The 19,911-nt window shown below is 65.6% G+C and carries 23 protein-coding genes and 1 tRNA gene; 5 read left to right on the top strand and 19 right to left on the bottom strand.

The features are described 5' to 3' along the window. Nucleotides 1–6 precede the first annotated feature (6 nt). The 10 genes from ACFSCW_RS12690 to ACFSCW_RS12645 form a co-directional block, all read right to left on the bottom strand. Nucleotides 7–1,218, bottom strand: coding sequence for an efflux RND transporter periplasmic adaptor subunit (locus ACFSCW_RS12690; RefSeq protein ID WP_380889762.1), 1,212 nt, complete (start codon nucleotides 1,216–1,218; stop codon nucleotides 7–9). Between the two features lie 113 nt (nucleotides 1,219–1,331). Further along, nucleotides 1,332–1,775, bottom strand: coding sequence for a MaoC family dehydratase (locus tag ACFSCW_RS12685; RefSeq protein WP_380889760.1), 444 nt, complete (start codon nucleotides 1,773–1,775; stop codon nucleotides 1,332–1,334). 31 nt (nucleotides 1,776–1,806) lie between these two features. Continuing rightward, a complete protein-coding gene (locus tag ACFSCW_RS12680; protein WP_380889758.1) occupies nucleotides 1,807–3,066 on the bottom strand; it encodes an alkaline phosphatase family protein in 1,260 nt (419 codons plus the stop codon). Further along, complete coding sequence (gene ychF / locus ACFSCW_RS12675) at nucleotides 3,059–4,159, bottom strand: redox-regulated ATPase YchF (protein ID WP_380889755.1); 1,101 nt, start codon at nucleotides 4,157–4,159, stop codon at nucleotides 3,059–3,061. Before ychF ends, ACFSCW_RS12680 begins: the two co-directional genes overlap by 8 nt. Nucleotides 4,160–4,228: 69 nt before the next feature. After that, on the bottom strand, nucleotides 4,229–4,834 hold the full coding sequence (locus ACFSCW_RS12670) for a TIGR02466 family protein (protein WP_380889754.1): 606 nt from the start codon (nucleotides 4,832–4,834) through the stop codon (nucleotides 4,229–4,231). A gap of 1 nt (nucleotide 4,835) precedes the next feature. Further along, nucleotides 4,836–5,408, bottom strand: a complete 573-nt coding sequence (pth, locus tag ACFSCW_RS12665) for an aminoacyl-tRNA hydrolase (RefSeq protein ID WP_380889752.1) — start codon at nucleotides 5,406–5,408, stop codon at nucleotides 4,836–4,838. Between the two features lie 179 nt (nucleotides 5,409–5,587). Continuing rightward, entirely contained in the window at nucleotides 5,588–6,205 is a 618-nt protein-coding gene (locus ACFSCW_RS12660; RefSeq protein WP_380889751.1) for a 50S ribosomal protein L25/general stress protein Ctc, read from the bottom strand. A gap of 218 nt (nucleotides 6,206–6,423) precedes the next feature. Then, on the bottom strand, nucleotides 6,424–7,296 hold the full coding sequence (locus ACFSCW_RS12655) for a TraB/GumN family protein (protein ID WP_380889749.1): 873 nt from the start codon (nucleotides 7,294–7,296) through the stop codon (nucleotides 6,424–6,426). A gap of 62 nt (nucleotides 7,297–7,358) precedes the next feature. Further along, nucleotides 7,359–7,559 (bottom strand): hypothetical protein, encoded by a 201-nt coding sequence (locus tag ACFSCW_RS12650; RefSeq protein ID WP_380889747.1) that lies wholly within the window; start codon nucleotides 7,557–7,559, stop codon nucleotides 7,359–7,361. Nucleotides 7,560–7,641: 82 nt separating this feature from the next. After that, nucleotides 7,642–8,256 (bottom strand): peptidylprolyl isomerase, encoded by a 615-nt coding sequence (locus ACFSCW_RS12645; protein WP_380889745.1) that lies wholly within the window; start codon nucleotides 8,254–8,256, stop codon nucleotides 7,642–7,644. Nucleotides 8,257–8,457: 201 nt separating this feature from the next. Between ACFSCW_RS12645 and clpX the strand changes: the two genes are divergently transcribed. Together clpX and ACFSCW_RS12635 are read left to right on the top strand one after the other, a co-directional pair. Next, entirely contained in the window at nucleotides 8,458–9,720 is a 1,263-nt protein-coding gene (gene clpX / locus ACFSCW_RS12640) for an ATP-dependent Clp protease ATP-binding subunit ClpX (protein ID WP_380889743.1), read from the top strand. Between the two features lie 247 nt (nucleotides 9,721–9,967). After that, a complete protein-coding gene (locus ACFSCW_RS12635; RefSeq protein WP_380889742.1) occupies nucleotides 9,968–10,402 on the top strand; it encodes a GNAT family N-acetyltransferase in 435 nt (144 codons plus the stop codon). 132 nt (nucleotides 10,403–10,534) lie between these two features. On the opposite strand, the gene ACFSCW_RS12630 is transcribed toward ACFSCW_RS12635, so the two are convergent. The 5 genes from ACFSCW_RS12630 to recR form a co-directional block, all read right to left on the bottom strand. Continuing rightward, nucleotides 10,535–10,804 carry an SWIB/MDM2 domain-containing protein gene (locus ACFSCW_RS12630; protein ID WP_380889740.1) on the bottom strand — a complete coding sequence of 90 codons (270 nt, stop codon included), beginning with the start codon at nucleotides 10,802–10,804 and terminating at the stop codon, nucleotides 10,535–10,537. 121 nt (nucleotides 10,805–10,925) lie between these two features. Beyond that, nucleotides 10,926–11,147: a DNA recombination protein RmuC gene (rmuC, locus tag ACFSCW_RS12625; RefSeq protein WP_380890129.1), complete on the bottom strand. Its 222-nt coding sequence runs from the start codon at nucleotides 11,145–11,147 to the stop codon at nucleotides 10,926–10,928. After that, nucleotides 11,089–12,453, bottom strand: coding sequence for a DNA recombination protein RmuC (locus ACFSCW_RS12620; RefSeq protein WP_380889737.1), 1,365 nt, complete (start codon nucleotides 12,451–12,453; stop codon nucleotides 11,089–11,091). Before ACFSCW_RS12620 ends, rmuC begins: the two co-directional genes overlap by 59 nt. Nucleotides 12,454–12,517: 64 nt before the next feature. Beyond that, nucleotides 12,518–13,045, bottom strand: coding sequence for a peptide deformylase (def, locus tag ACFSCW_RS12615; RefSeq protein ID WP_380889734.1), 528 nt, complete (start codon nucleotides 13,043–13,045; stop codon nucleotides 12,518–12,520). A 40-nt stretch (nucleotides 13,046–13,085) separates the two neighbouring features. After that, entirely contained in the window at nucleotides 13,086–13,682 is a 597-nt protein-coding gene (recR, locus tag ACFSCW_RS12610; protein WP_380889732.1) for a recombination mediator RecR, read from the bottom strand. Between the two features lie 53 nt (nucleotides 13,683–13,735). Between recR and fmt the strand changes: the two genes are divergently transcribed. The 3 genes from fmt to ACFSCW_RS12595 are packed head-to-tail and all read left to right on the top strand — an operon-like array spanning nucleotide 13,736 to nucleotide 15,599. Beyond that, nucleotides 13,736–14,641, top strand: coding sequence for a methionyl-tRNA formyltransferase (fmt, locus tag ACFSCW_RS12605; protein WP_380889731.1), 906 nt, complete (start codon nucleotides 13,736–13,738; stop codon nucleotides 14,639–14,641). Continuing rightward, nucleotides 14,638–15,378 carry a tRNA pseudouridine(38-40) synthase TruA gene (truA, locus tag ACFSCW_RS12600; RefSeq protein WP_380889729.1) on the top strand — a complete coding sequence of 247 codons (741 nt, stop codon included), beginning with the start codon at nucleotides 14,638–14,640 and terminating at the stop codon, nucleotides 15,376–15,378. The genes fmt and truA overlap by 4 nt, the downstream gene beginning before the upstream one ends. 44 nt (nucleotides 15,379–15,422) lie before the next feature. Next, nucleotides 15,423–15,599 carry a hypothetical protein gene (locus tag ACFSCW_RS12595; RefSeq protein WP_380889727.1) on the top strand — a complete coding sequence of 59 codons (177 nt, stop codon included), beginning with the start codon at nucleotides 15,423–15,425 and terminating at the stop codon, nucleotides 15,597–15,599. On the opposite strand, the gene ACFSCW_RS12590 is transcribed toward ACFSCW_RS12595, so the two are convergent. The 4 genes from ACFSCW_RS12590 to lon form a co-directional block, all read right to left on the bottom strand. Next, nucleotides 15,596–16,864 carry a M20/M25/M40 family metallo-hydrolase gene (locus tag ACFSCW_RS12590; protein ID WP_380889726.1) on the bottom strand — a complete coding sequence of 423 codons (1,269 nt, stop codon included), beginning with the start codon at nucleotides 16,862–16,864 and terminating at the stop codon, nucleotides 15,596–15,598. The two genes, ACFSCW_RS12595 and ACFSCW_RS12590, sit on opposite strands and share 4 nt — an antisense overlap. Nucleotides 16,865–16,983: 119 nt before the next feature. Further along, nucleotides 16,984–17,058: transfer RNA gene (locus ACFSCW_RS12585), tRNA-Val, on the bottom strand. 44 nt (nucleotides 17,059–17,102) lie between these two features. Beyond that, nucleotides 17,103–17,378: an HU family DNA-binding protein gene (locus ACFSCW_RS12580; RefSeq protein ID WP_380889723.1), complete on the bottom strand. Its 276-nt coding sequence runs from the start codon at nucleotides 17,376–17,378 to the stop codon at nucleotides 17,103–17,105. A 126-nt stretch (nucleotides 17,379–17,504) separates the two neighbouring features. Next, nucleotides 17,505–19,910: an endopeptidase La gene (gene lon / locus ACFSCW_RS12575; protein WP_380889720.1), complete on the bottom strand. Its 2,406-nt coding sequence runs from the start codon at nucleotides 19,908–19,910 to the stop codon at nucleotides 17,505–17,507. Nucleotide 19,911: the final 1 nt, after the last annotated feature.

Below are 19,911 nucleotides of genomic sequence, written 5' to 3'. Positions count from 1 at the left end.
ATGAACTTAGCCGCCGCGCCGGCCGCGGCCGCCCGCGCCACCGCCGGCCCCCTTGCGGTTCGGGTCGATCTTCTGCGGTGCGCTCGCCGGCACGGCACGGATCGGCTGGCCTGCTTTAACCTTGCCCAAACCCTGGGTGATGATCTTGTCGCCGGGGTTTAGACCGTCGATCACGACCCAGAACGCGCCTTGCGTGCGGTCGGCCCTGACCGTCTTTTGCACTGCCTTGTTGCCGGGGCCGACCACCAGCACCGTCGCGTTGCCCTGCGGATCGCGCGCGACCGCTTCTTGCGGAACCAGGAACGCGCGCGTGTCCACGGCCTGGGCAAAGACGGCGCGGACGAACATGCCCGGCAACAGCACGCCGTTCGGATTGGGGAAGCTGGCGCGGAGCGTCACGGTGCCCGTCGCCTGATCGACCACGACTTCCGAGAACTGGATGGTGCCGGTCAGATTATAGTCGCTGCCGTCCTCGAGCTTCAGCCGGACGGCAGCCTTGGCCGGCATTACATCGCCTTGCGCCAACGTGCGGCGCAGCGCGAGGAGCTGCGCCGTCGACTGCTGGATGTCGACATAGATGGGATCGAGCTGCTGGATGGTCGTCAGCGGATCGGTCTGGTTGGCCGTGACCAGCGCGCCCACCGTAAACAGCGATCGGCCGATGCGGCCGCTGATCGGCGCGGGCACACGGGTGAAACGCAGATTGATGTTCGCCGTCTGCAGCGCGGCCTTTTGCTGCTGCACGGCGGCCGCCGTCTGGCGGGCCTGCGCGGCGGCGTTGGTGTAGTCCTGCTGGCTGACCGCCTGCATCCGGGCGAGTGGGCGATAACGGTCGGCAAGCGTCTGGGCCGCCTGAGCATTGGCTTGGGCGGCGGCGACGTTTGCCTGTGCCTGGGCAGCGCTTGCCTGGTACAGGCTCGGGTCGATCTGATAGAGGGTTTGCCCGGCTTTGACGTAGCTGCCTTCGGTAAACAGCCGCTTCTGGATCACGCCCGAAACCTGAGGGCGAACCTCGGACGCCGCGAACGGCGTGGTTCGGCCGGCCAGCTCCGTCGTCACAGCAGCGCTGGTCGGCTGGACGACGACGTAACCGACTTCGGGCGTGCCGCCGGCGCCGCCGCGTCCGCCCGGACCTCCGGCGCCGCCTCGGCTCTGATCGGATTGGCTGCAGCCCCCGACGAGGGCGAGGGCGAATAACAAAGCTGCGCGTTTGTTCATGCGTTATTAGCAGCCCGTCCGGTTCGACACGTCGCTCCGTTACCGGATCGCGCTGATAAGTCGATACGGCGGAGGAAGGTTCCGTGACGTTCGTCGAACTATGCTGCCGTTGGTCACGGACGTCGGCGGATCAGGCCGATCGACACAAGGGTCATCACCGGCTCATCATGTTGATTGAACACGGTGGTTCGGCCTTTGTATGAGCCCATGTCGGGGCGCGATCGCGACGGCGTTTTTTCCAGGATCTCGGTTTCGGCGCGCAGCGTGTCGCCCGGATAGACAGGCTTTATCCAGCGGAGCTCATCGACGCCGGGCGAGCCGAGGCCGGCCTGATCCTGCGTCTTCATGTGCTCGACGAGCATCCGCATCAGCATCGCGCAGGTGTGCCAGCCGGACGCAGAAAGGCGGCCGAAATAGGTCTGCGCAGCGGCTTCGTCCGACAAATGGAAGGGCTGCGGATCGTATTTCGAGGCGAACTCGATCACTTCCTCGCGCGTGACGTCGTAGCGGCCGAAGCTGGACCGCGAGCCGACTTCTATGTCTTCCCAATAGCGCATCGGTTTTCCCTCCCGGCTGCGGGAGGGAAGGTCAATGCTTCAGCGCCCGTGAAAACGTCGCGATCGTCCCGTCGCCGGGCTGGGCCTTCACGCCGGCAAGGCGGGCGAGGAGCGGGTAGACGTCGACATTGTCGAACGCCGCCACCTTCGTGCCACCGCGGAACGCCGGGCCGCTGGCGACGAACAGCGCCGACATCTCGGGCACGGCCGGATCATAGCCGTGGGCGCCGCCGGACAGCGGCTTGTCGGCCGTGGTCTTGCGGGTCATCCAGCCGAGTTCGGCAAGGCAGAGATAGGGCGGCACGCGCGGGTTGGTCCCATAGTGCAGGCGCGCGGGCAGGTCCGCTTTCTTCATGCACGTGACATGATCGTGCGGCTTGAGCAGCGCCGCTTCCAGCGCCGTTTCGTGGCCGGGCAGGGGGATCAGCGAGGCGATCGGACCGCTTTCCACGATTCGATAATCGGCCGGGTTGGCAAGCGTGTCGATCGGGATCGAGCGATCGGGGTTGATCGGCGCCATGCCGTGATCGGCGACCACGACGAGGTTCACGGGCTGGCCAAGGGCGCGCAGTCCGGCGAGCAGCTTGCCCACGGCGGCATCCGCATCGCGCACGGCCTCGGTCGTACGGGCATCGTCGGGGCCATATTCATGACCGGCGGCGTCGACCTCGTCGAAATAGAGCGTGACGAGCTTCGGCCGGATTGCGGCGGGGCGGCGCATCCAGTCGAGGATCGTGTTCACCCGCTGCTCGTCGGAGACATAACCGTTGAACTGCACCCAGTCCTGCGGGCGCACGCCGCCTTCGAACGGACTGTGGAAGCGATCGGCCTTATGGCCGCCCCAGGTGACGTTCGAGCCCGGCCAGAACATCGTCGCGGTGCGGATGCCGGCTTTCTCGGCAGTGACCCAGATCGGCTCCGCTTCGTTCCACCAGAACGGATCGTCGGTGGCCATCGTGAACGTCTCGTTCGGGCGGCGGGGATCGACCATCGTGTTGCCGACGATGCCGTTCTCGTCCGGGCGCTTGCCGGTGACGAGGGTCCAGTGGTTGGGGAAGGTCAGCGACGGGAAGGAGGGCCGCATTGGACCGGTGACGCCGGTCCGCGCGAGTGCCGACAACGTGGGGGTGACGCCGCGGCCGAGATAGTCCGATCGGAAGCCGTCGATCGAGATCAGCAGCGTGATCGGCGCTCGAACCGGCGCAGCCGCAGGCTTGGCCGGCGCGCCGGCGGGAAGGAGAAGCGCGAGCAGGGCGAGCAGCCACGCCCGCATTGCGGAACGGTCAAACATTGAACCGGAACAGCATGACGTCGCCGTCCTGCACCACATAGTCCTTGCCTTCCTGACGGAGCTTGCCGGCTTCGCGGGCGCCCGCCTCGCCGCCGAACTTCACATAATCGTCGAACGCGATCGTCTCCGCGCGGATGAAGCCGCGCTCGAAATCGGTGTGGATCACGCCCGCCGCCTCGGGCGCCTTAGCACCCTTGTGCACCGTCCAGGCGCGCGCTTCCTTGGGGCCGACCGTGAAGAAAGTGATGAGGTGCAGCAGCGTGTAGCCGGCGCGAATCACCCGGGCGAGGCCCGTTTCCGAAAGGCCCAGATCGGCGAGGAATGCCTGACGATCCTGCGGGTCGAGCGTGGCGATCTCCGCCTCGATCGCGGCCGACACGACCACCGCTTCCGCGCCTTCCGCCTTCGCCTTTTCGAACACGCGTGCGGAAAGGGCATTTCCTTCGGCCGCATCGCCCTCATCGACGTTGCAGACATAAAGCACGGGCTTCGACGTCAGCAATTGCGCCTGCTGGAAATGGCGGCGCTCTTCATCATCCTTGGGATGGGTCAGGCGCGCAGGTTTGCCCTCGCGCAACAGCTCCAGTGCCTGGCCCAGCACCGACGCCGCGATCTTCGATTCCTTGTCGCCCTGCTGCCCGCGCTTGACGAGGTTTGGCACCCGCTTCTCGAGGCTTTCGAGGTCGGCGAGCATCAGCTCGGTCTCGACCGTCTCGGCATCGGCGATCGGGTCCACCTTGCCCTCGACATGAGTCACGTCGCCATCTTCGAAGCAGCGCAGCACATGGACGATCGCGTCCACCTCGCGGATGTTCGCAAGGAACTGGTTGCCGAGGCCCTCGCCCTTGGACGCGCCGCGCACCAGCCCGGCGATATCGACGAATGCGAGCTGCGTCTCGATCTCCTTGGCGGATTTCGCGATCCGGGCGAGCTCGTCGAGGCGCGGATCGGGCACCGCGACCTGGCCGACATTCGGCTCGATCGTGCAGAACGGATAATTGGCCGCCTGCGCCGCCGCGGTTTCGGTCAACGCATTGAAGAGAGTGGACTTGCCGACATTCGGCAAGCCAACGATACCGCAACGAAAGCCCATGAGCTCGCCTGATTGTGTGAAAGCGCGGGAGCGATAGCGGCGGGCGGGGGCGAAAGCTACCCCCGGCAGCTACCACCGATAGTTGAAGCTGATGCTGAGGCGATCCGCCTTGGCGGCGCCGGGCAGGACTTCGTGGCGGAGCCAGCTTTCCCAGAGCAGGATCGTGCCAGGTTGGGGCGCGACGGTGACGAAAGTCTGGAGCGGCTCGGGCGCGTCGGGGGCGCGGGTCGGCGCGGCCATCATCAGCGGCAGGCGCGGATCCTCGAAGCGGATCGCGCCGGCGCCGGGCGGCGTTTCGATGTAGATCGTGCCAGAGACCACGCTGTGCGGATGGATATGGCCGCTATGCGCGCCGCCGGGCTTCATGAGGTTCACCCAGAGGCTGTCGAGCTTCAGCTTGCGGCCGGCGAGGTCGAAGCTGCATGCCTTGGCGAACGCGGCGGCATGCTTGTCGAGCTTGCGCACCAGATCGGCGAAGCGCGGATCGCGCAGTGGCAAGTCGTTCAGCGAGGCGTAGGAGGTGTAGCCGCGATAGCCATGCTCTTTCGACCAGGCGCGGCCGGCGCGATCGCCCACCGCGAGCGCGCGCACCGCATCGGCCAGTTCGGCAAGCAGCGCGTCGTCGCCGAGCGCGGCTTCATAGAGCGGGGTGGCGAAGAGGGTGCGGACGCCCATCTCAATCCTGCTGGAGCCGCAGCGCGATGTCGTTCATGAAACGGACGTCATCGCCTTTCGCGAGCCATTCGGCCTCTGCCGCGATGGCGCCGAGCAGGTCGGTCAGCGGCTCGATTTCGGACTTGGCGAAATTGCCAAGGACATGGCCGGTGACCCGGTCCTTATGACCGGGATGGCCGATGCCGATCCGCACCCGGCGGAAGTCCGGCCCCAGGTGCGCGTCGAGGCTGCGGATGCCGTTATGGCCGGCGGTGCCGCCGCCGGTGCGGACCTTCACCTTGAACGGCGCGAGGTCGAGCTCGTCGTAAAAGGCGGTCACGTCTTCGGGCGCGAGCTTGTAGAAGCGCATCGCTTCGCCCGCGGCGCGCCCGCTCTCGTTCATGAACGTGGCGGGCTTTAAGAGCAGGATTTTCTCGCCGCCGATGCGGCCTTCCTGCGCCCAGCCCTGGAACGCGCGCTTGGGCGGGGGGAAGCTATGGACTTCGGCGATCGCGTCGACGGCCATGAAGCCGACATTGTGCCGGTGCATCGCATATTGCGCGCCCGGATTGCCAAGGCCTACCCAGATTTGCACTAAGCAAGCCCCTCCCCTTCAGGAGCATCAGGTCGGCCGATCCCCCAGATCGGCCTAAATCGCTGGGGGCGCGATTTACCTGATGCTGGGTTGGGGGTGGCGCTGTCGCAACCGCACAGCGCCACCCGACACTTCCCCACCCCAACCCCTCCCCCGAGGGGGAGGGGCTAAGGTTTGGATCAGCCTTCGCCGCCTTCGGATTCGGCAGCCGGCGTCTCGTTGTCGCCCTGCTCGGACTTCAGGCCCGACGGTGCGACGATGGTGGCGATGGTGAAGTCGCGATCGGTGATCGCCGACTTGGCGCCGCTCGGCAGGTTCACCTGGCTGATGTGCACGGACTCGCCGACATCGAAGCCCTTGAGGCTGATCACGACTTCGTCCGGAATCTCGGCCGCGTCGCAGATCAGTTCCAGCTCGTGGCGGACGACGTTCAGCACGCCGCCGCGCTTCAGGCCGGGCGAAGCTTCCTCGTCGGCGAAATGCACCGGCACGTTGACGTGCACGGTCGAGTGCTCGCCGATGCGGAGGAAATCGACATGAAGCGGACGGTCGGTGACCGGGTGGAACTGCACGTCCTTCGGCAGCGTGCGCGTGCCGTTGATCATCACGACGGAGTTCATGAAGTGGCCGGTCATCAGCGCCTTCATCAGCTCGCGTTCGCCAAGGTGGATGCCTTCGGGCTCTTCCTTGTTGCCGTAAATCACGGCGGGCACGCGGCCTTGGCGGCGAAGATCACGGGAGGCTCCCTTGCCAGCCCGATCACGCGCCTCGGCCGACAGCGTCAGCGTCTCGCTCATCGCATGTCTCCAAAGTTCAGTGTTTAAGGTTCACTTCCGCCACGCCTCCAGGGATGACCATGACGGAAGCCGGCGCGCATAGCGGGGGCGGGGGCTTCTGACAACCCTCTCCTCTCAGGAGAGGGTGGGCGAGCGGAGCGAGACCGGGTGAGGATGATCGGCCTCACCCCGCTCGGCTACGCCGAGTCAACCCTCTCCCGACGGGAGAGGGTTTAGGGCTACTGCACCCGCTCGACCTTCAGCCCCTGCTTCTGCAGCAAGTCGATCACCGAGCCTTTGCCCGCCAGATGCCCTGCGCCCACGGCGACGAGCACCGTTCCGGGTTGGTCGAGGCGGTGCTTCAGCCACTGCACCCAATTCGCATTGCGCTGGTCGATCAGCACATGCGCGATTTCCGGCGCCTTTTTGAGTTCGTCGTCGAACGTCCGCGCGATGGCCATCGTGTTGCCGGACGACCAAGCGGCGAGCATCTTCTGGAAATCTGCCCGGGCGTTCTTCATGTCGTCGACCATGCTGACCAGCAGCTTGCGCTGGGTTTCCTCGGGCATCACGTCGAAATAGCCGAGCTGCTGTTCGGTGGTCTCCAGCCCCTCAATGTCGCGTCCCTTAAAGGCGGTGCGGAGCTGGTTTTCGACGCCATTGTCCGATGAGGCGCCCATGCCGGCATACATCGACGCACCCAGCGTCACCGCGACCGCCCAGGTCTCCATCGCGTCCAGCTGGCCCGGTTTGAAGCCCGCGCGCTCGATCGCCGCCTGGAGCTCGGCGCGTTTGTCGGCGGGCACACGGTCGAGGACCGACGGCAGGCCGGGCGAGAAGGCGAGCCGCTTGTAGAGCGCGCCCAACGCCGCCTTGTCGTTGACGTCATTGATCTCCAGCACCAGCTCCTTCGCTTGGCCGACGGTCTGATCGAAGCGCGCGGTGCGCCACTTCATGCCTTCGGGCAGCACATGGACGGTGCCGAACAGATAGATGGTCGTGTCCGGATCGGAGAGTTTCCACATCGCGGGCTTGGCCTTGGGCGCGGCGGGCGCGGCGCTTCCGCAGGCGGCGAGGGCGGCGGACAAGAGAAGAGTGACAAACTTGCGCATGGCGCCGGCTTATCGCCGGACATGTGAACGAAGCGCAACCGGCTCCGGATAATATGGCCGAACTATTGCCGGATGGCGCCCTTGCAGCCTTCGGCGGCGCCGCGCGGCGCGAAGAAGCCGGGCATGGCGGGGGCAAGCTTGCGTTCGACACAGGCTTCGGCGCGCTTGATCAATTCGGGCCTTAGTCCGGCCGGCAAACCGGACTGCCGTGCCATTTGCCGGTAAAGCGCTTCGCGCCAATCGAGATCCGCAGTGCCACCCATCGCCGGTCCACAACGTGCCGGCGCAGATTAGGATGCCTTCGTTACGGGGCCGGCGAAGAAAAAAATCTCTGCTTGCGGGGCGTTAGTTGCTGCGCCGTGCCGACACGATCGTAACCGGCTGGATCAGGAACTGGCCCTTCATCACGCCTTCGCCCTTGTTCGGGTCGGTGGGCGCCGCAAGGATCTGCTTCACGACTTCCATGCCCTCGGCGACATGGCCGAAGGCGGCGAAACCCTGGTTGTCGCCAGTAGCGGTCGGGTTGGCGTCCAGCGACGGCGTATCGCCGACGGTGATGAAGAAATCGCCGGCCCCGGTGCCGGGCGCGTTGCGGGCGAGCGAGATCACGCCGCTTTTGTGGCTGAGGCCCGTGATATTGGTCGGCTCGTGCTTGACCGGCGGCAGCGTCTTCTTCGGATCGGCGCGGGTGCCGAACTGGACGAGGCCGTATTCGGGCGCGTTGGGCGCCTTCACCGCGCGGTAGAAGGTGAGGCCGTCGAGCTTCTTCTGATCGACATAGCGCAGGAAATTGGCCGCGGTGAGCGGCGCCCGCTTCTTCTCCAGCTCCAGCACGATCGGCCCCTGGCTGGTGGTCAGGGTCACCTTTACGGTGGCGGGCGCGGGGGCTGGGGCGGGCGTCTGCGCGAGAACGGGGGCGGCGAACGCCAGCACGGCAAAGAGAGTAAACGCTCTGGTCATTTGCGCCGTTTAGCGGGATGGAAAGCCAGTTGCGACAGTCTTGAAGGCCTATGCACGGAGCCACATATTCCGAACTGGTCCACAGTTCACCACGATTTGCGGGGAACGACCCTGCACATTCGGCATTGTGGTTTCGGGAGCGAGGGCTAACATGGTCCTTGCCAGCGATGGTCTGCGCTCAGCGGACCGAAGGATGATGGAATGACGAAATTGAGCGGCGGGGACTCCAAAAGCACCCTCTACTGCTCCTTCTGTGGGAAGTCGCAGCACGAGGTTCGCAAGCTCATTGCGGGCCCGACCGTGTTCATCTGCGACGAGTGCGTTGAGCTTTGCAACGACATCATCCGCGAAGAGACAAAATCCGCGCTCGTGTCCAAGAAGGACGGGGGCGTGCCGACGCCGCAGGAAATCTGCGACGTCCTCGACGATTATGTGATCGGCCAGAAGCAGGCGAAGCGCGTGCTCTCGGTCGCGGTCCACAATCACTACAAGCGGCTCGCCCACGGCCAGAAGGGCGCGGACGTCGAGCTTGCCAAGTCGAACATCCTGCTCGTCGGTCCGACCGGCTGCGGCAAGACGCTGCTCGCGCAGACGCTCGCCCGCATCCTCGACGTGCCGTTCACGATGGCCGACGCGACGACGCTCACCGAAGCGGGCTATGTCGGCGAGGACGTCGAGAACATCATCCTGAAGCTGCTCCAGGCCAGCGACTATAATGTCGAGCGGGCGCAGCGCGGCATCGTCTACATCGACGAAATCGACAAGATCAGCCGGAAGGCCGAGAACCCGTCGATCACCCGCGACGTGTCGGGCGAAGGCGTGCAGCAGGCGCTGCTGAAGCTGATGGAAGGCACGACAGCTTCCGTTCCGCCGCAGGGCGGGCGCAAGCATCCGCAGCAGGAATTCCTGCAAGTCGACACGACGAACATCCTGTTCATCTGCGGCGGCGCGTTCTCTGGCCTCGAGAAGATCATCGGCGACCGCCTGCAGGGCAAGTCGATCGGCTTCGGCGCCTATGTCGCGGCTCCGGAAGAGCGGCGCACCGGCGAAGTGTTGCGCCAGTGCGAGCCCGAGGATCTGCTGAAGTTCGGCCTGATCCCCGAGTTCGTCGGCCGCCTGCCGGTTATTGCGACTCTCGAAGACCTCGACGTCGAGGCGCTGGTCAAGATTTTGACCGAGCCGAAGAACGCCCTCGTCAAACAGTATCAGAAGCTGTTCGACATGGAGGACGTGAAGCTCGGCTTCACCGACGACGCGTTGACCACGATCGCGAAGAAGGCAATCGCCCGCAAGACCGGCGCGCGCGGCCTGCGCTCGATCCTCGAAGCGATCCTGCTCGACACCATGTTCGACCTGCCCAGCATGGACGGCGTCGACGAAGTGATGATCGACAAGGACGTGGTCGAGGGCCGCAAAGACCCTGTCCGCGTCTACGCGAAGAAGAAGGAAAGCGGCGCGGCGTGATGAAGCCCCTCTCCCCTGGGGGGAGAGGGCGACTCGCGTATAGCGCGAGCGGGGTGAGGGGGCGCAGAGCGACGCGTAAGCGAGCGTGGAAAGTCACAGTCCCTCACCCTCCCACTCGCCTGACGGCGAGCGGGCCCCTCCCGCTCCCGTTCCGGGAGAGGGGCGTTCGGTAGTCCGTTTCGCCATTTCCGCCGACCGTACGGACATTGCACGACTGCTCGCCGCCGCCTTCTCCGCCGACGCGGCGATGACTTATATCTTTCCCGATCCGACTCAGCGCCGCGTGCGGCTGCCTCGCCTGTTCGCGATCCTGTTCGACAGCGACGGCAAGGCCGGGCCGCGGTTTGTGACCGAGGGCGAGGAGGCGGCGACGCTCTGGCGCGCGCCGGGTCGGGCGCAAGTCGGCTGGGGCGAGATGCTCGCCAAGGCCGGACCATTGCTTCACGCGCTTGGCACTGCGTTCCCTCGAGCGCTCCGCGTGGGCAATGCGATCGACGCGCATATGCCGGAGAGGCCATTCCACTATCTCCACATCGCAGGCTGCGATCCTCGGCATCAGGGACGCGGTTTCGGATCGCAGGCGATTGCGGCCGGACTGGCGCTAGCGGGTGATGAAGCGGCCTATCTGGAACGCCCAATCCGTTCACCATCCCGCTCTACCAACGGCACGGATTTGAAGTGACCGGCGAATGGCAGGTGCCGAAAGGCGGCCCGCGCTTCTGGTCGATGTTTCGGGCGCCCAAATAACAAAGCCCGGCGGTGAGGCCGGGCTTTGCGGTTTGAAGCTGTTACGGGGCGGATCGCCCCGGCGGCATCACTTCAGATGGTTCGACAGGTGCTTGTTCATTTCGAACATCGACACCTTGTCCTTGCCGCCGAACACCTTCTTCAGCTTGTCGTCGGCCACGATCTCGCGCTTGTTGGCGGGATTCTGCAGATTGTTCTTCTTAATGTGCTCCCACACCTTCGAGACGACGGCGCTGCGAGCGATCGGGTTCGAGCCTACGATCGCGGCGAGGTCGGCCGAGGGCTGAACCGGCTTCGACAGAGCATTGTTCGCACGCTTCGGTTTGGCATCCGCCATTTCTGATTCCCTCCCTTTAGAGACGACTGATTTGGGTCAGTCCGAGACAAAAGGAAACAGCTTTCCTCTCGGTAACGGAGCGTTATCCACAGAGAAGCGCACGGTGTTGCGCGAATGCAACTTATGCGGCCTCCTCCGAGGGGTCGGAAACGAGTTTCGTGAGGGGACGAGGCGAGGATTCGACCACCGGCAGCGCCTCCACTTCCTTGGGTCCCGAGACTTCCAGCGCCTCGAACTTCTTCGCCTGAGTCATGACTTGGCTCTCCAGGCTGCCGACGAAGCTGTTATAGGCGCCGTTGGCCAGCTCCAGATTGCGGCCGAGCCTTGCGACATGCCCGCCCATCGTCGCCAAGCGCGAATGCAGTTCTTTCCCGAGCGTCGCGATCTCGGCCGAACAGGCGGCCGAGCCTTGCGACATGCCCGCCCATCGTCGCCAAGCGCGAATGCAGTTCTTTCCCGAGCGTCGCGATCTCGGCCGCCTGTTCGGCCAATTTTTCCTGCCGCCAGACCGAGGCGACGGTGCGCGCGATCGCGACGAGGTTGGTCGGTGTCGCGAGCAGCACCTTGCGCTCGAATGCCCACTCCCAGAGTCCGTCGTCCTGCTCGAGCGCGGCGGTCAGGAAATGCTCGCCGGGAATGTACATGACGACATAGTCGGCAGCGTCGCCGAACTGCGCCCAGTAATTCTTCGAACCGAGCTGCTGGGCATGGTTACGGATCGAAGTTGCGTGGGCCTTCAGGTGCGATTTGCGGGTGTCGTCATCGACCTGCTCGGACGCGTCGAGATAGGCGTTCAGCGAGCATTTCGCGTCGATGATCAGCTTGCGCCCGCCGGGCAGGTTGACGATCACATCAGGGCGAAGACGCCCGTCGTCGGTGTCGACCGACACCTCGGTCGCGAAATCGGCGAACTGGGATAGCCCCGCCTGCTCCAGCACGTTCTTCAGGCTCTGCTCGCCCCAGCGTCCGCGTGCCTTGGGGCTGGAGCGCAGCGCGTTCACCAGCCGGGCGGTTTCGTCCCTGACTGCCGTGTGCCCGGCGTGGAGCGTCTGCACGGCTTCACGGAGCCCAGCATATTGGTCGACCCGCTCCTTCTCGACCGCGCTTAGTTTCTCCTCATAGCGCTTGAGCGTGGTTTCGACCGGCGCGATCAGCGCCTTGATCTTGGCCTCGTTCTGCTGGCCTTCATGCACCAGCCGCTCCGACGCGCGCTTCAGGAACGCGTCGTGCGCCGTCTCCAGCGCCTTGCCGGCCAGGTCACCGAAACGGGCTTCGAGCTTCGCTTCCAGTTCCTTCACCTGCTTCAACTGCGCTTCGAACGCATCGCGCCGCTCTGCCTCGCCGCGCTCGAACGCAGCCTTTGCCGCAGCCAGAGCTTCCTTCTCCGCGCGAAGGACAGCGAGGTCCTCCTCCTGCTTTGCGCATCGCTCGGCCTGTGGGCGCAGCGCTGCCGCCTCCTCGCGCGCCGCGTCGCGCTCTTTGGAGACCTCAGCCAGCATCATCCGGTGAATGTCCGCTTGCGATGCTCGCTCGTCTGCGCCTGCAAGCTTGGTCTCCGCGGCGCGGAGCTGGGCCGTCAGACGAAACGCATAGACGGCAAGGCCCGCCACCACGACGGCCAACGATGCGGTGATGATCAGCGGGTCCACCTGATTTCCCTCCCGGAACAGAGAGGGAACTTAGCGGGGCGTGCGCCGCCCCACAAGCGGGAGATTACGCCGCCTTCTGGCGCGCCTTGAGCAGCTTCTTCAGCACCATGTCGCGCTTCAGGCGGGAAAGGTGGTCGATGAAGAGAATGCCTTCGAGATGGTCCATCTCGTGCTGCAGGCAGACAGCAAGCAGGCCGTCGATCTGCTCCTCGCGCACTTTGCCGTCGCGGTCCTGCCAGCGGGCGCGGATCGTCGCCGGCCGCTCGACCTCGGCGAATTGCTCGGGGATCGACAGGCAGCCTTCAGAATAGACCTGCAGCTCTTCGGAGGTTTCGAGGATTTCCGGGTTGATGAAGACGCGCGGCGCCTTGATCGGCTTGCCGTCCTCGCCCTCTTCTTCCTGCAGGTCGATGACCAGCAGCCGCTTCGGCACGCCGACCTGGATCGCGGCAAGCCCGATGCCCGGCGCCGCGTACATCGTCTCGAACATGTCGTCGATCAGCTTGTTCAGCTCCGCATCGACGGTTTCGACGGGCGTGGAAATCTGACGCAGCCGCGGATCGGGCGTCTCGATGATGGGAAGAAGGGCCATGTCGGGAAATTAGGTGCGCGAGGGCTTCGCGTAAAGGGGCTCACGCCACGGGCCGTCGTGCGCGGAGCGCCTGGGCGAGCGTGCCTTCGTCGAGATAGTCGAGCTCGCCGCCTACCGGCAGGCCGTGGGCGAGCTGGGTCAGGCGCACCGGAAAACGCTCGATCCGCTCCGCAATGTAATGCGCGGTCGTCTGGCCTTCGAGCGTGGCATTCATCGCCAGCACCACTTCGTCGATGCCGCCGGCGGCGATGCGCGAGACCAGGCTGTCGATGCGCAGATCCTCCGGCCGCACGCCCTCCAGCGCGGAGAGGCGGCCGCCCAGAACATGATATTTGCCGGGGAACAGCCGGGAACGGTCGAGCGCCCAGAGGTCGGGCACGTCCTCGACCACGCAGAGCGAGCGGGCGTCGCGGCGCGGGTCGGCGCAGATGCCGCAGGGATTCGTGGTGTCGACATTGCCGCAGATGCCGCAGGTGGCGAGCCGTTCGTTCACTGCCTCCAGCGCGCGGAGCAGCGGGGCCAAGGCGGTCTCGCGCTTCTTGAGCAGATGCAACACCGCGCGCCGGGCCGAGCGTGGGCCGAGTCCGGGCAGGCGGGCGAGCGCCTGAGTGAGCGTCTCGATTTCGGGAGAGGCCATGCTGGAACGATTAGGGGGTTGCGCCCGCCCGCGCCAGCCGGTTGAGGAAAGCCATGCGCCTGATCTTCATGGGAACGCCCGATTTCGCCGTGCCCGCGCTCGATGCGCTGGTGGCGGCTGGGCACGAGATTGCGGCCGTCTATTGCCAGCCGCCGCGGCCGGCGGGTCGCGGCAAGGCGCTGCAGCGCTCGCCGGTCCAGAAGCGCGCCGAGGCGATGGGACTGGAAGTGCGCACGCCGGTGACGCTGCGCGATGCGGACGAGCAGGCTCGGTTCGCGGCGCTGGAGGCGGACGCGGCCGTGGTGGCAGCTTATGGGCTGATCCTGCCGCGGCCGATCCTGGCGGCGCCGAGGCTCGGCTGCTTCAACATCCACGCCTCGCTGCTACCCCGCTGGCGGGGCGCGGCGCCGATCCAGCGCGCGATCCTGGCCGGGGACGAGATCACCGGCGTCACGATCATGGACATGGAGGCGGGGCTGGATACCGGGCCGATGCGCGCGACCTTCGAAGCGTCGATCGACCGCAAGACTGCGAGCGAATTGACCGCCGAGTTGGCAGGACAAGGCGCGGCACTCATGGTCGAGGTGCTGGGGCGTCTCGACGCGTTTCCGCCACAGCCCCAGCCGGATGAGGGCGTCACCTACGCGTCCAAGATCGACAAGGCCGAGGCGCGGTTGAACTTCGCCGCCGGCGCAGTGCAGGCCGAGCGTCAGGTGCGCGCTTTCAACCCGGCGCCGGGGGCGTTCTTCCAGCTCAACGGCGAGCGGATTCGCGTGCTGGCGGCGGAGATCGAACCGCAAGCCGGTGAGCCAGGGACGGTGCTCGACGACAAGCTGCTGATCGGATGCGGTAGCGACGCGCTTCGTCCCGTGCGCGTGCAGCGGGCCGGGCGCGGCGCGATGAGCGCGGAGGAATTGCTGCGCGGCTTCCCGGTTCCGGCGGGCACGCGGCTCTCGTGACGCGCTATGCGCTGACTCTCGAATATGACGGGCGGCCGTTCATGGGCTGGCAGCGCCAAGATCATGGGCCGAGCGTGCAGGAAGCGGTCGAGACCGCGATCGAGAAGATGACCGGCGAAAGCGCAGTCGTCCACGCCGCAGGCCGTACCGATGCCGGCGTCCACGCACTCGCCATGCGCGCTCATGTCGAGCTGCAGCGCACGCCGACGCCCTTTCGGCTGATGGAGGCGCTGAACGCGCTGCTCCGCCCCAATCCGGTCGCGGTGCTCGGCTGCGAGATCGTTCCCGACGACTGGCACGCGCGGTTCTCGTGCGTCGGGCGCGCCTATGAGTATCGCATCGTCAACCGGCGCTCGCCGCTCACCTGGGAAGCGGGGCTTGCGTGGCGCGTGCCGACGGACCTCGATGCGGAAACAATGCATGTAGCCGCCCAGCGCCTCGTCGGCCGGCATGATTTCACGACTTTCCGTTCCGCGCATTGCCAGTCCGAAAGCGCGGTCAAGACGCTCGATCGGCTCGACGTCTATCGCGAAGGCGACCGTGTGCGGATCGTCGCCGAAGCGCGATCCTTCCTCCACCATCAGGTGCGGTCGATGGTCGGCTGCCTGGCGCTGGTGGGTCAGGGCAAATGGAGCGCGGACGATCTCTCGGAGGCGCTGGAAGCGCGCGACCGCGCCGCGCTGGGCTTCAACGCGCCGCCGGACGGGCTCTATTTCACCGGCGCGCGCTATCCCTGAACGGATCGGAGCGCGAGGCGTTCTCCCCGGCAAAGGAGAGCATCATGACCGAGCGCAAGACCATCGATTCGCCCGACGAAAAATCGGTGGGCAGCCGCGACCCGAAAGGGCCGATGCCCAAGGAGCCGGTCGAAGGCAGCGCCGGCGAAAGCGACGGGGTGATGGGCACCGCCGGCGACAACAAGCAGCAGGACAACCCGACCAGCGTGCCCGCCGGCTAGTTCTTCAGGTCGGCCATGGCGAGCAGCATGGTCAGGCCGGGAAGCATGCCTTTCAGGCTCGCGCCCTTCTCGATGTCGATCCATTCGTCCAGAGAATGGGCGCGGCCGCCGCTGCCGCCGGAGCCGATCGTGATCGCCGGGATGCCGAGGTTCATCGGCACATTGGCGTCGGTCGAGGAGGCGTTCAGCTCGGGCTTGAGCCCGTGCGCCTCGATCGCCTGCTGCGCGACCCGGACGATCTGCGATGAGGCCGGCGTGCCGCCCGCCGGCCGCTCGCCGATCACCTTCAGGTCTGCCGATATGGTGCCTTCGCGGGTCGACCGCGCGTGGTTCTCCCCGTCGACCGCCGCTTTGACGATCGCCTGAAAGCGCTGGTCGAGCTTGCCGAGCTCCGCAGCGCTCACCGAGCGCATGTCGAACTCCATGAACACTTCGTTCGGGATCGAGTTGACCGAGGTGCCGCCGCCGGTGACGCTCGCCGAATAGGTGGTCTTCGGGGTCTTCGGCACCTCGACCTTGTAGAGATCGACCACGGCTTGACTCATCGCCGCCATCGGGTTGACCAGCCCGAACGCGCCGTAGCTGTGCCCGCCGGGACCCTTGAAGGTCACGCGGTAGCGCTTCGATCCGACGCCGCCATTGACGATGCGGCTGCCGTCGGTGCCGTCCATCGAGAAGAAGGCGGCGATCCGGCCCTTGTATTTGCTCTTGCCGAACAGATAGCGGGTGCCGCGGAGGTCCCCAGGCCCTTCCTCGCCGACATTGCCGACGAACAGGATGTCCTTGCCGGTCTGTACGCCGGCCGCCTTCATCGCGCGGACATACCCAAGCAGGACGGCGAGGCTACGCGTGTCGTCGCCGATGCCGGGCGCGAACAGCTTCGTGCCCTCACGCCGCACCTTGACGGGTGTCCCTTCGGGAAAAACCGTGTCTTGATGGGCGGCGATGACGATCAGCGGGCCGCCGGCGGGGCCGGTGCCGCGCCATAGGCCGGTGACATTGCCTTCCGCGTCCATTTCGACATCGACGAGGCCAGCCTGCCGCATCATCTCGGCATAGGCGGTGCCGCGCGCCTTTTCCTTGAACGGCGGCGCCGGGATCTCGGTGAGCTTCACAATCTCGCCCACGATCCGCTCATGCTCGCGGTCGAGTTCCGCCACGGTGGCCTTGTACGCCTTGCTCGCGACGACTTGCTTCACTTCGGTGGCTGACGCCTGGGCTGAAATGCCGGTCAGAAGCAGCGCGGCAAGGGTGGGGAATTTCATCGTTGGCACCTGCGAAGCGAAGGGGAGTGGCGCTTCCTAGTGAAGGAGCGTGTCTGGCTTCAAGAGAGGCGGGCAAACAAAAACCCCGGAGGTTTCAACAACCTCCGGGGTTTGTTGCGTGGTGGGCGCGGCAAGGATTGAACTTGCGACCCCTGCGGTGTGAACACAGTGCTCTACCACTGAGCTACGCGCCCACGCTGGCAAGAGCGCCGCCCTTAGGCGAGCGGCGCGACCGTGTCTAGCGGTTGCAGGCGTCTTTCAGGCCCTTGCCCGCCTTGAACTTGGGCTGGCTCGATTCCTTGATCGACATCGGCTCGCCGGTGCGGGGGTTGCGGCCGGTGGACGCCTTGCGGCGGCTGACGGTGAAGGTGCCGAAACCGACCAGCCGCACTTCGTCGCCGCGCTTCAGGGTGGACGAGATGGTGTCGAACACCGCCTCGACGGCCTTTGCCGCATCTCCGCGATTCAGACCCGACGCGTCCGCAACCGACCCGATCAGTTCCTGCTTGTTCATTTGCTTTGGCCCCTCTGCGTTGCCGAGTCCCACCCCCGAGGGACTCGGGAAAAACAGCGGCGCAGTAAGGCGATACGCCGCCCTCCCGTCAACCGGTAAGGCGGCGTATTCATGGTTCAAATCGGGTCAATGCCGGACGGCGGCTTCACCTTCCGGCAGAACCGGAGGCAGCCCGGCCGGCGGCTGGGCGGCAAGTTCGTCCGCTTCGGTCCATTCGATCGCGGTCAAAGGCTGAGTCAGCGCACCCGCGAGCACCTGATCGACATGCTGGACGGGGATGATCTCCAGCCCCTCCTTGATGTTGGTCGGGATCTCCGCGAGGTCCTTCTCGTTCTCCTGCGGGATATAGACCGTGGTAATCCCGCCGCGGAGCGCCGCGAGCAGCTTTTCCTTCAGCCCGCCGATCGGCAGCACCCGGCCGCGGAGCGTGACCTCGCCCGTCATCGCCACATCCTTGCGGATCGGCACGCCAGTGAGCGTCGAGACGATCGACGTGACCATGCCGATGCCGGCCGAAGGACCGTCCTTCGGCACCGCGCCTTCGGGCAAGTGGATATGGATGTCCTTGCGGCCGAACAGGCTCGGCTTGATGCCATAGGCCGGCGAGCGAGCGCGAACGAAGCTGAAAGCGGCCTGCACCGATTCCTGCATCACTTCGCCGAGCTTGCCGGTGGTCTTGACCATTCCCTTGCCGGGGACGGTCACGCTCTCGATCGTCAGCAGCTCGCCGCCGACCTCTGTCCAGGCAAGGCCGGTGACGGCGCCGATCTGGTTCTCCTCCTCGCCGACGCCGTGGCGGAATTTCCGGACGCCGGCATAGTCGGAGAGGTTGTCGGGCGTGATCTCGACCTTCTCGACCTTGCCTTCGAGAATGCGGCGCAGCGCCTTGCGGGCGAGCTTCGCGATCTCGCGCTCCAAGGTGCGGACGCCGGCTTCGCGCGTGTAATAGCGGATCAGGTCGCGTAGGCCGGCCTCGGTCAGCACGAACTCGTCGCCTTTCAGGCCGTGCGCCTCGATCTGCTTGTCGACTAGATGGCGCTTCGCGATCTCGACCTTCTCGTCCTCGGTGTAACCTTCGAGCCGGATGATCTCCATACGGTCGAGGAGCGGCTGCGGCAGGTTCAGCGAGTTCGCGGTGGTCACGAACATCACGTCCGAAAGATCGACGTCGATCTCCAGATAGTGATCGTTGAACTTGTTGTTCTGCTCGGGGTCGAGGACCTCCAGCAGCGCCGACGCCGGATCGCCGCGGAAATCCTGTCCGAGCTTGTCGATCTCGTCGAGCAGGAAGAGCGGGTTCGACGTGCCGGCCTTGCGCAGGTTGGTCACGATCTTGCCCGGCAGCGAGCCGATATAGGTGCGGCGGTGGCCGCGAATTTCAGCTTCATCGCGCACACCGCCAAGCGACTGGCGCACGAACTCGCGGCCGGTCGCACGGGCGATCGACTTGCCGAGGCTGGTCTTGCCCACGCCCGGCGGGCCGACCAGGCACAGGATTGGGCCCTTCAGCTTGTTAGTGCGGGCCTGGACGGCGAGATATTCGACGATCCGGTCCTTGACCTTTTCGAGGCCATAATGGTCCTCGTCGAGCACGCGTTCGGCCTCGGGGATGTCGCGCTTCAGCTTCGACTTCTTGCCCCAGGGCAGGCCCAGCAGCACGTCGAGATAATTGCGCACGACGGTCGCTTCGGCCGACATCGGCGCCATCGTCTTGAGCTTTTTCAGCTCGGCATTGGCCTTGGCGCGCGCTTCCTTCGACAGCTTGAGCTTGGCGATCTTGGCGGTGAGCTCGGCGATCTCGTCGCCATCCTCTTCCGCCTCGTTGCCGAGCTCGCGCTGGATCGCCTTCAATTGCTCGTTGAGGTAATATTCGCGCTGCGTCTTCTCCATCTGCCGCTTCACGCGGCTGCGGATCTTCTTTTCGACCTGAAGGACGCCGAGCTCGCCTTCCATGAAGGCGAACACCATTTCGAGCCGTCGCGCCGGATCGAACTCGACCAGCAGCGACTGCTTGTCAGCGACCTTGACGGTGATGTTGGCGGCGACCGCGTCCGCGAGCTTCGAGGCATCCTCGATCTCGGCGAGCTGGACCGCGGTTTCGGCCGGCAGCTTGCGGTTGAGCTTCGCGTAATTCTCGAACTGCTCGACCACAGAGCGCATCAGCGCCTTGGCTTCGACGCTCTCGCCGGCGCTTTCGTCGATCAGGGTAACGGTGGCGCTCAGATGCTCGCCATCGCGCTCCAGCGTATCGAGGGAAGCGCGCTGCTTGCCTTCGACCAGCACGCGCACGGTCCCGTCGGGCAGCTTCAGGAGCTGCAGCACGGTCGCGACCACGCCCAGGTCATAAAGGTCGTCGCGATCGGGATCGTCGTTCGCCGGGTCGAGCTGAGCGACCAGGAAAATCTGCTTGTCGGACGTCATCGCCTTTTCGAGCGCCGCCACCGATTTGTCGCGGCCGACGAACAGCGGCACGATCATGTTCGGAAAGACGACGATGTCGCGAAGAGGGAGAACGGGATAACTCTGGGTCATG

This window comes from Sphingomonas tabacisoli (assembly GCF_042678385.1).
Taxonomy (GTDB): Bacteria; Pseudomonadota; Alphaproteobacteria; order Sphingomonadales; family Sphingomonadaceae; genus Sphingomonas_B; species Sphingomonas_B tabacisoli.
This window is presented reverse-complemented; position numbering and strand designations above follow the sequence as displayed.

Excerpts from the sequence above, each read along its gene's own strand:
- ACFSCW_RS12630 (WP_380889740.1), bottom strand. The coding sequence starts at position 10,804 with ATGGCGGATGCCAAACCGAAGCGTGCGAACAATGCTCTGTCGAAGCCG.
- fmt (WP_380889731.1), top strand. The coding sequence starts at position 13,736 with ATGCGCCTGATCTTCATGGGAACGCCCGATTTCGCCGTGCCCGCGCTC.
- clpX (WP_380889743.1), top strand. The coding sequence starts at position 8,458 with ATGACGAAATTGAGCGGCGGGGACTCCAAAAGCACCCTCTACTGCTCC.
- ACFSCW_RS12680 (WP_380889758.1), bottom strand. The coding sequence starts at position 3,066 with ATGTTTGACCGTTCCGCAATGCGGGCGTGGCTGCTCGCCCTGCTCGCG.
- ACFSCW_RS12645 (WP_380889745.1), bottom strand. The coding sequence starts at position 8,256 with ATGACCAGAGCGTTTACTCTCTTTGCCGTGCTGGCGTTCGCCGCCCCC.
- ACFSCW_RS12650 (WP_380889747.1), bottom strand. The coding sequence starts at position 7,559 with ATGGGTGGCACTGCGGATCTCGATTGGCGCGAAGCGCTTTACCGGCAA.
- recR (WP_380889732.1), bottom strand. The coding sequence starts at position 13,682 with ATGGCCTCTCCCGAAATCGAGACGCTCACTCAGGCGCTCGCCCGCCTG.
- ACFSCW_RS12670 (WP_380889754.1), bottom strand. The coding sequence starts at position 4,834 with ATGGGCGTCCGCACCCTCTTCGCCACCCCGCTCTATGAAGCCGCGCTC.
- ACFSCW_RS12655 (WP_380889749.1), bottom strand. The coding sequence starts at position 7,296 with ATGCGCAAGTTTGTCACTCTTCTCTTGTCCGCCGCCCTCGCCGCCTGC.
- def (WP_380889734.1), bottom strand. The coding sequence starts at position 13,045 with ATGGCCCTTCTTCCCATCATCGAGACGCCCGATCCGCGGCTGCGTCAG.
- rmuC (WP_380890129.1), bottom strand. The coding sequence starts at position 11,147 with ATGGGCGGGCATGTCGCAAGGCTCGGCCGCAATCTGGAGCTGGCCAAC.
- ACFSCW_RS12580 (WP_380889723.1), bottom strand. The coding sequence starts at position 17,378 with ATGAACAAGCAGGAACTGATCGGGTCGGTTGCGGACGCGTCGGGTCTG.
- ACFSCW_RS12595 (WP_380889727.1), top strand. The coding sequence starts at position 15,423 with ATGACCGAGCGCAAGACCATCGATTCGCCCGACGAAAAATCGGTGGGC.
- ACFSCW_RS12660 (WP_380889751.1), bottom strand. The coding sequence starts at position 6,205 with ATGAGCGAGACGCTGACGCTGTCGGCCGAGGCGCGTGATCGGGCTGGC.
- lon (WP_380889720.1), bottom strand. The coding sequence starts at position 19,910 with ATGACCCAGAGTTATCCCGTTCTCCCTCTTCGCGACATCGTCGTCTTT.
- ychF (WP_380889755.1), bottom strand. The coding sequence starts at position 4,159 with ATGGGCTTTCGTTGCGGTATCGTTGGCTTGCCGAATGTCGGCAAGTCC.
- ACFSCW_RS12690 (WP_380889762.1), bottom strand. The coding sequence starts at position 1,218 with ATGAACAAACGCGCAGCTTTGTTATTCGCCCTCGCCCTCGTCGGGGGC.
- ACFSCW_RS12635 (WP_380889742.1), top strand. The coding sequence starts at position 9,968 with ATGACTTATATCTTTCCCGATCCGACTCAGCGCCGCGTGCGGCTGCCT.
- ACFSCW_RS12685 (WP_380889760.1), bottom strand. The coding sequence starts at position 1,775 with ATGCGCTATTGGGAAGACATAGAAGTCGGCTCGCGGTCCAGCTTCGGC.
- ACFSCW_RS12590 (WP_380889726.1), bottom strand. The coding sequence starts at position 16,864 with ATGAAATTCCCCACCCTTGCCGCGCTGCTTCTGACCGGCATTTCAGCC.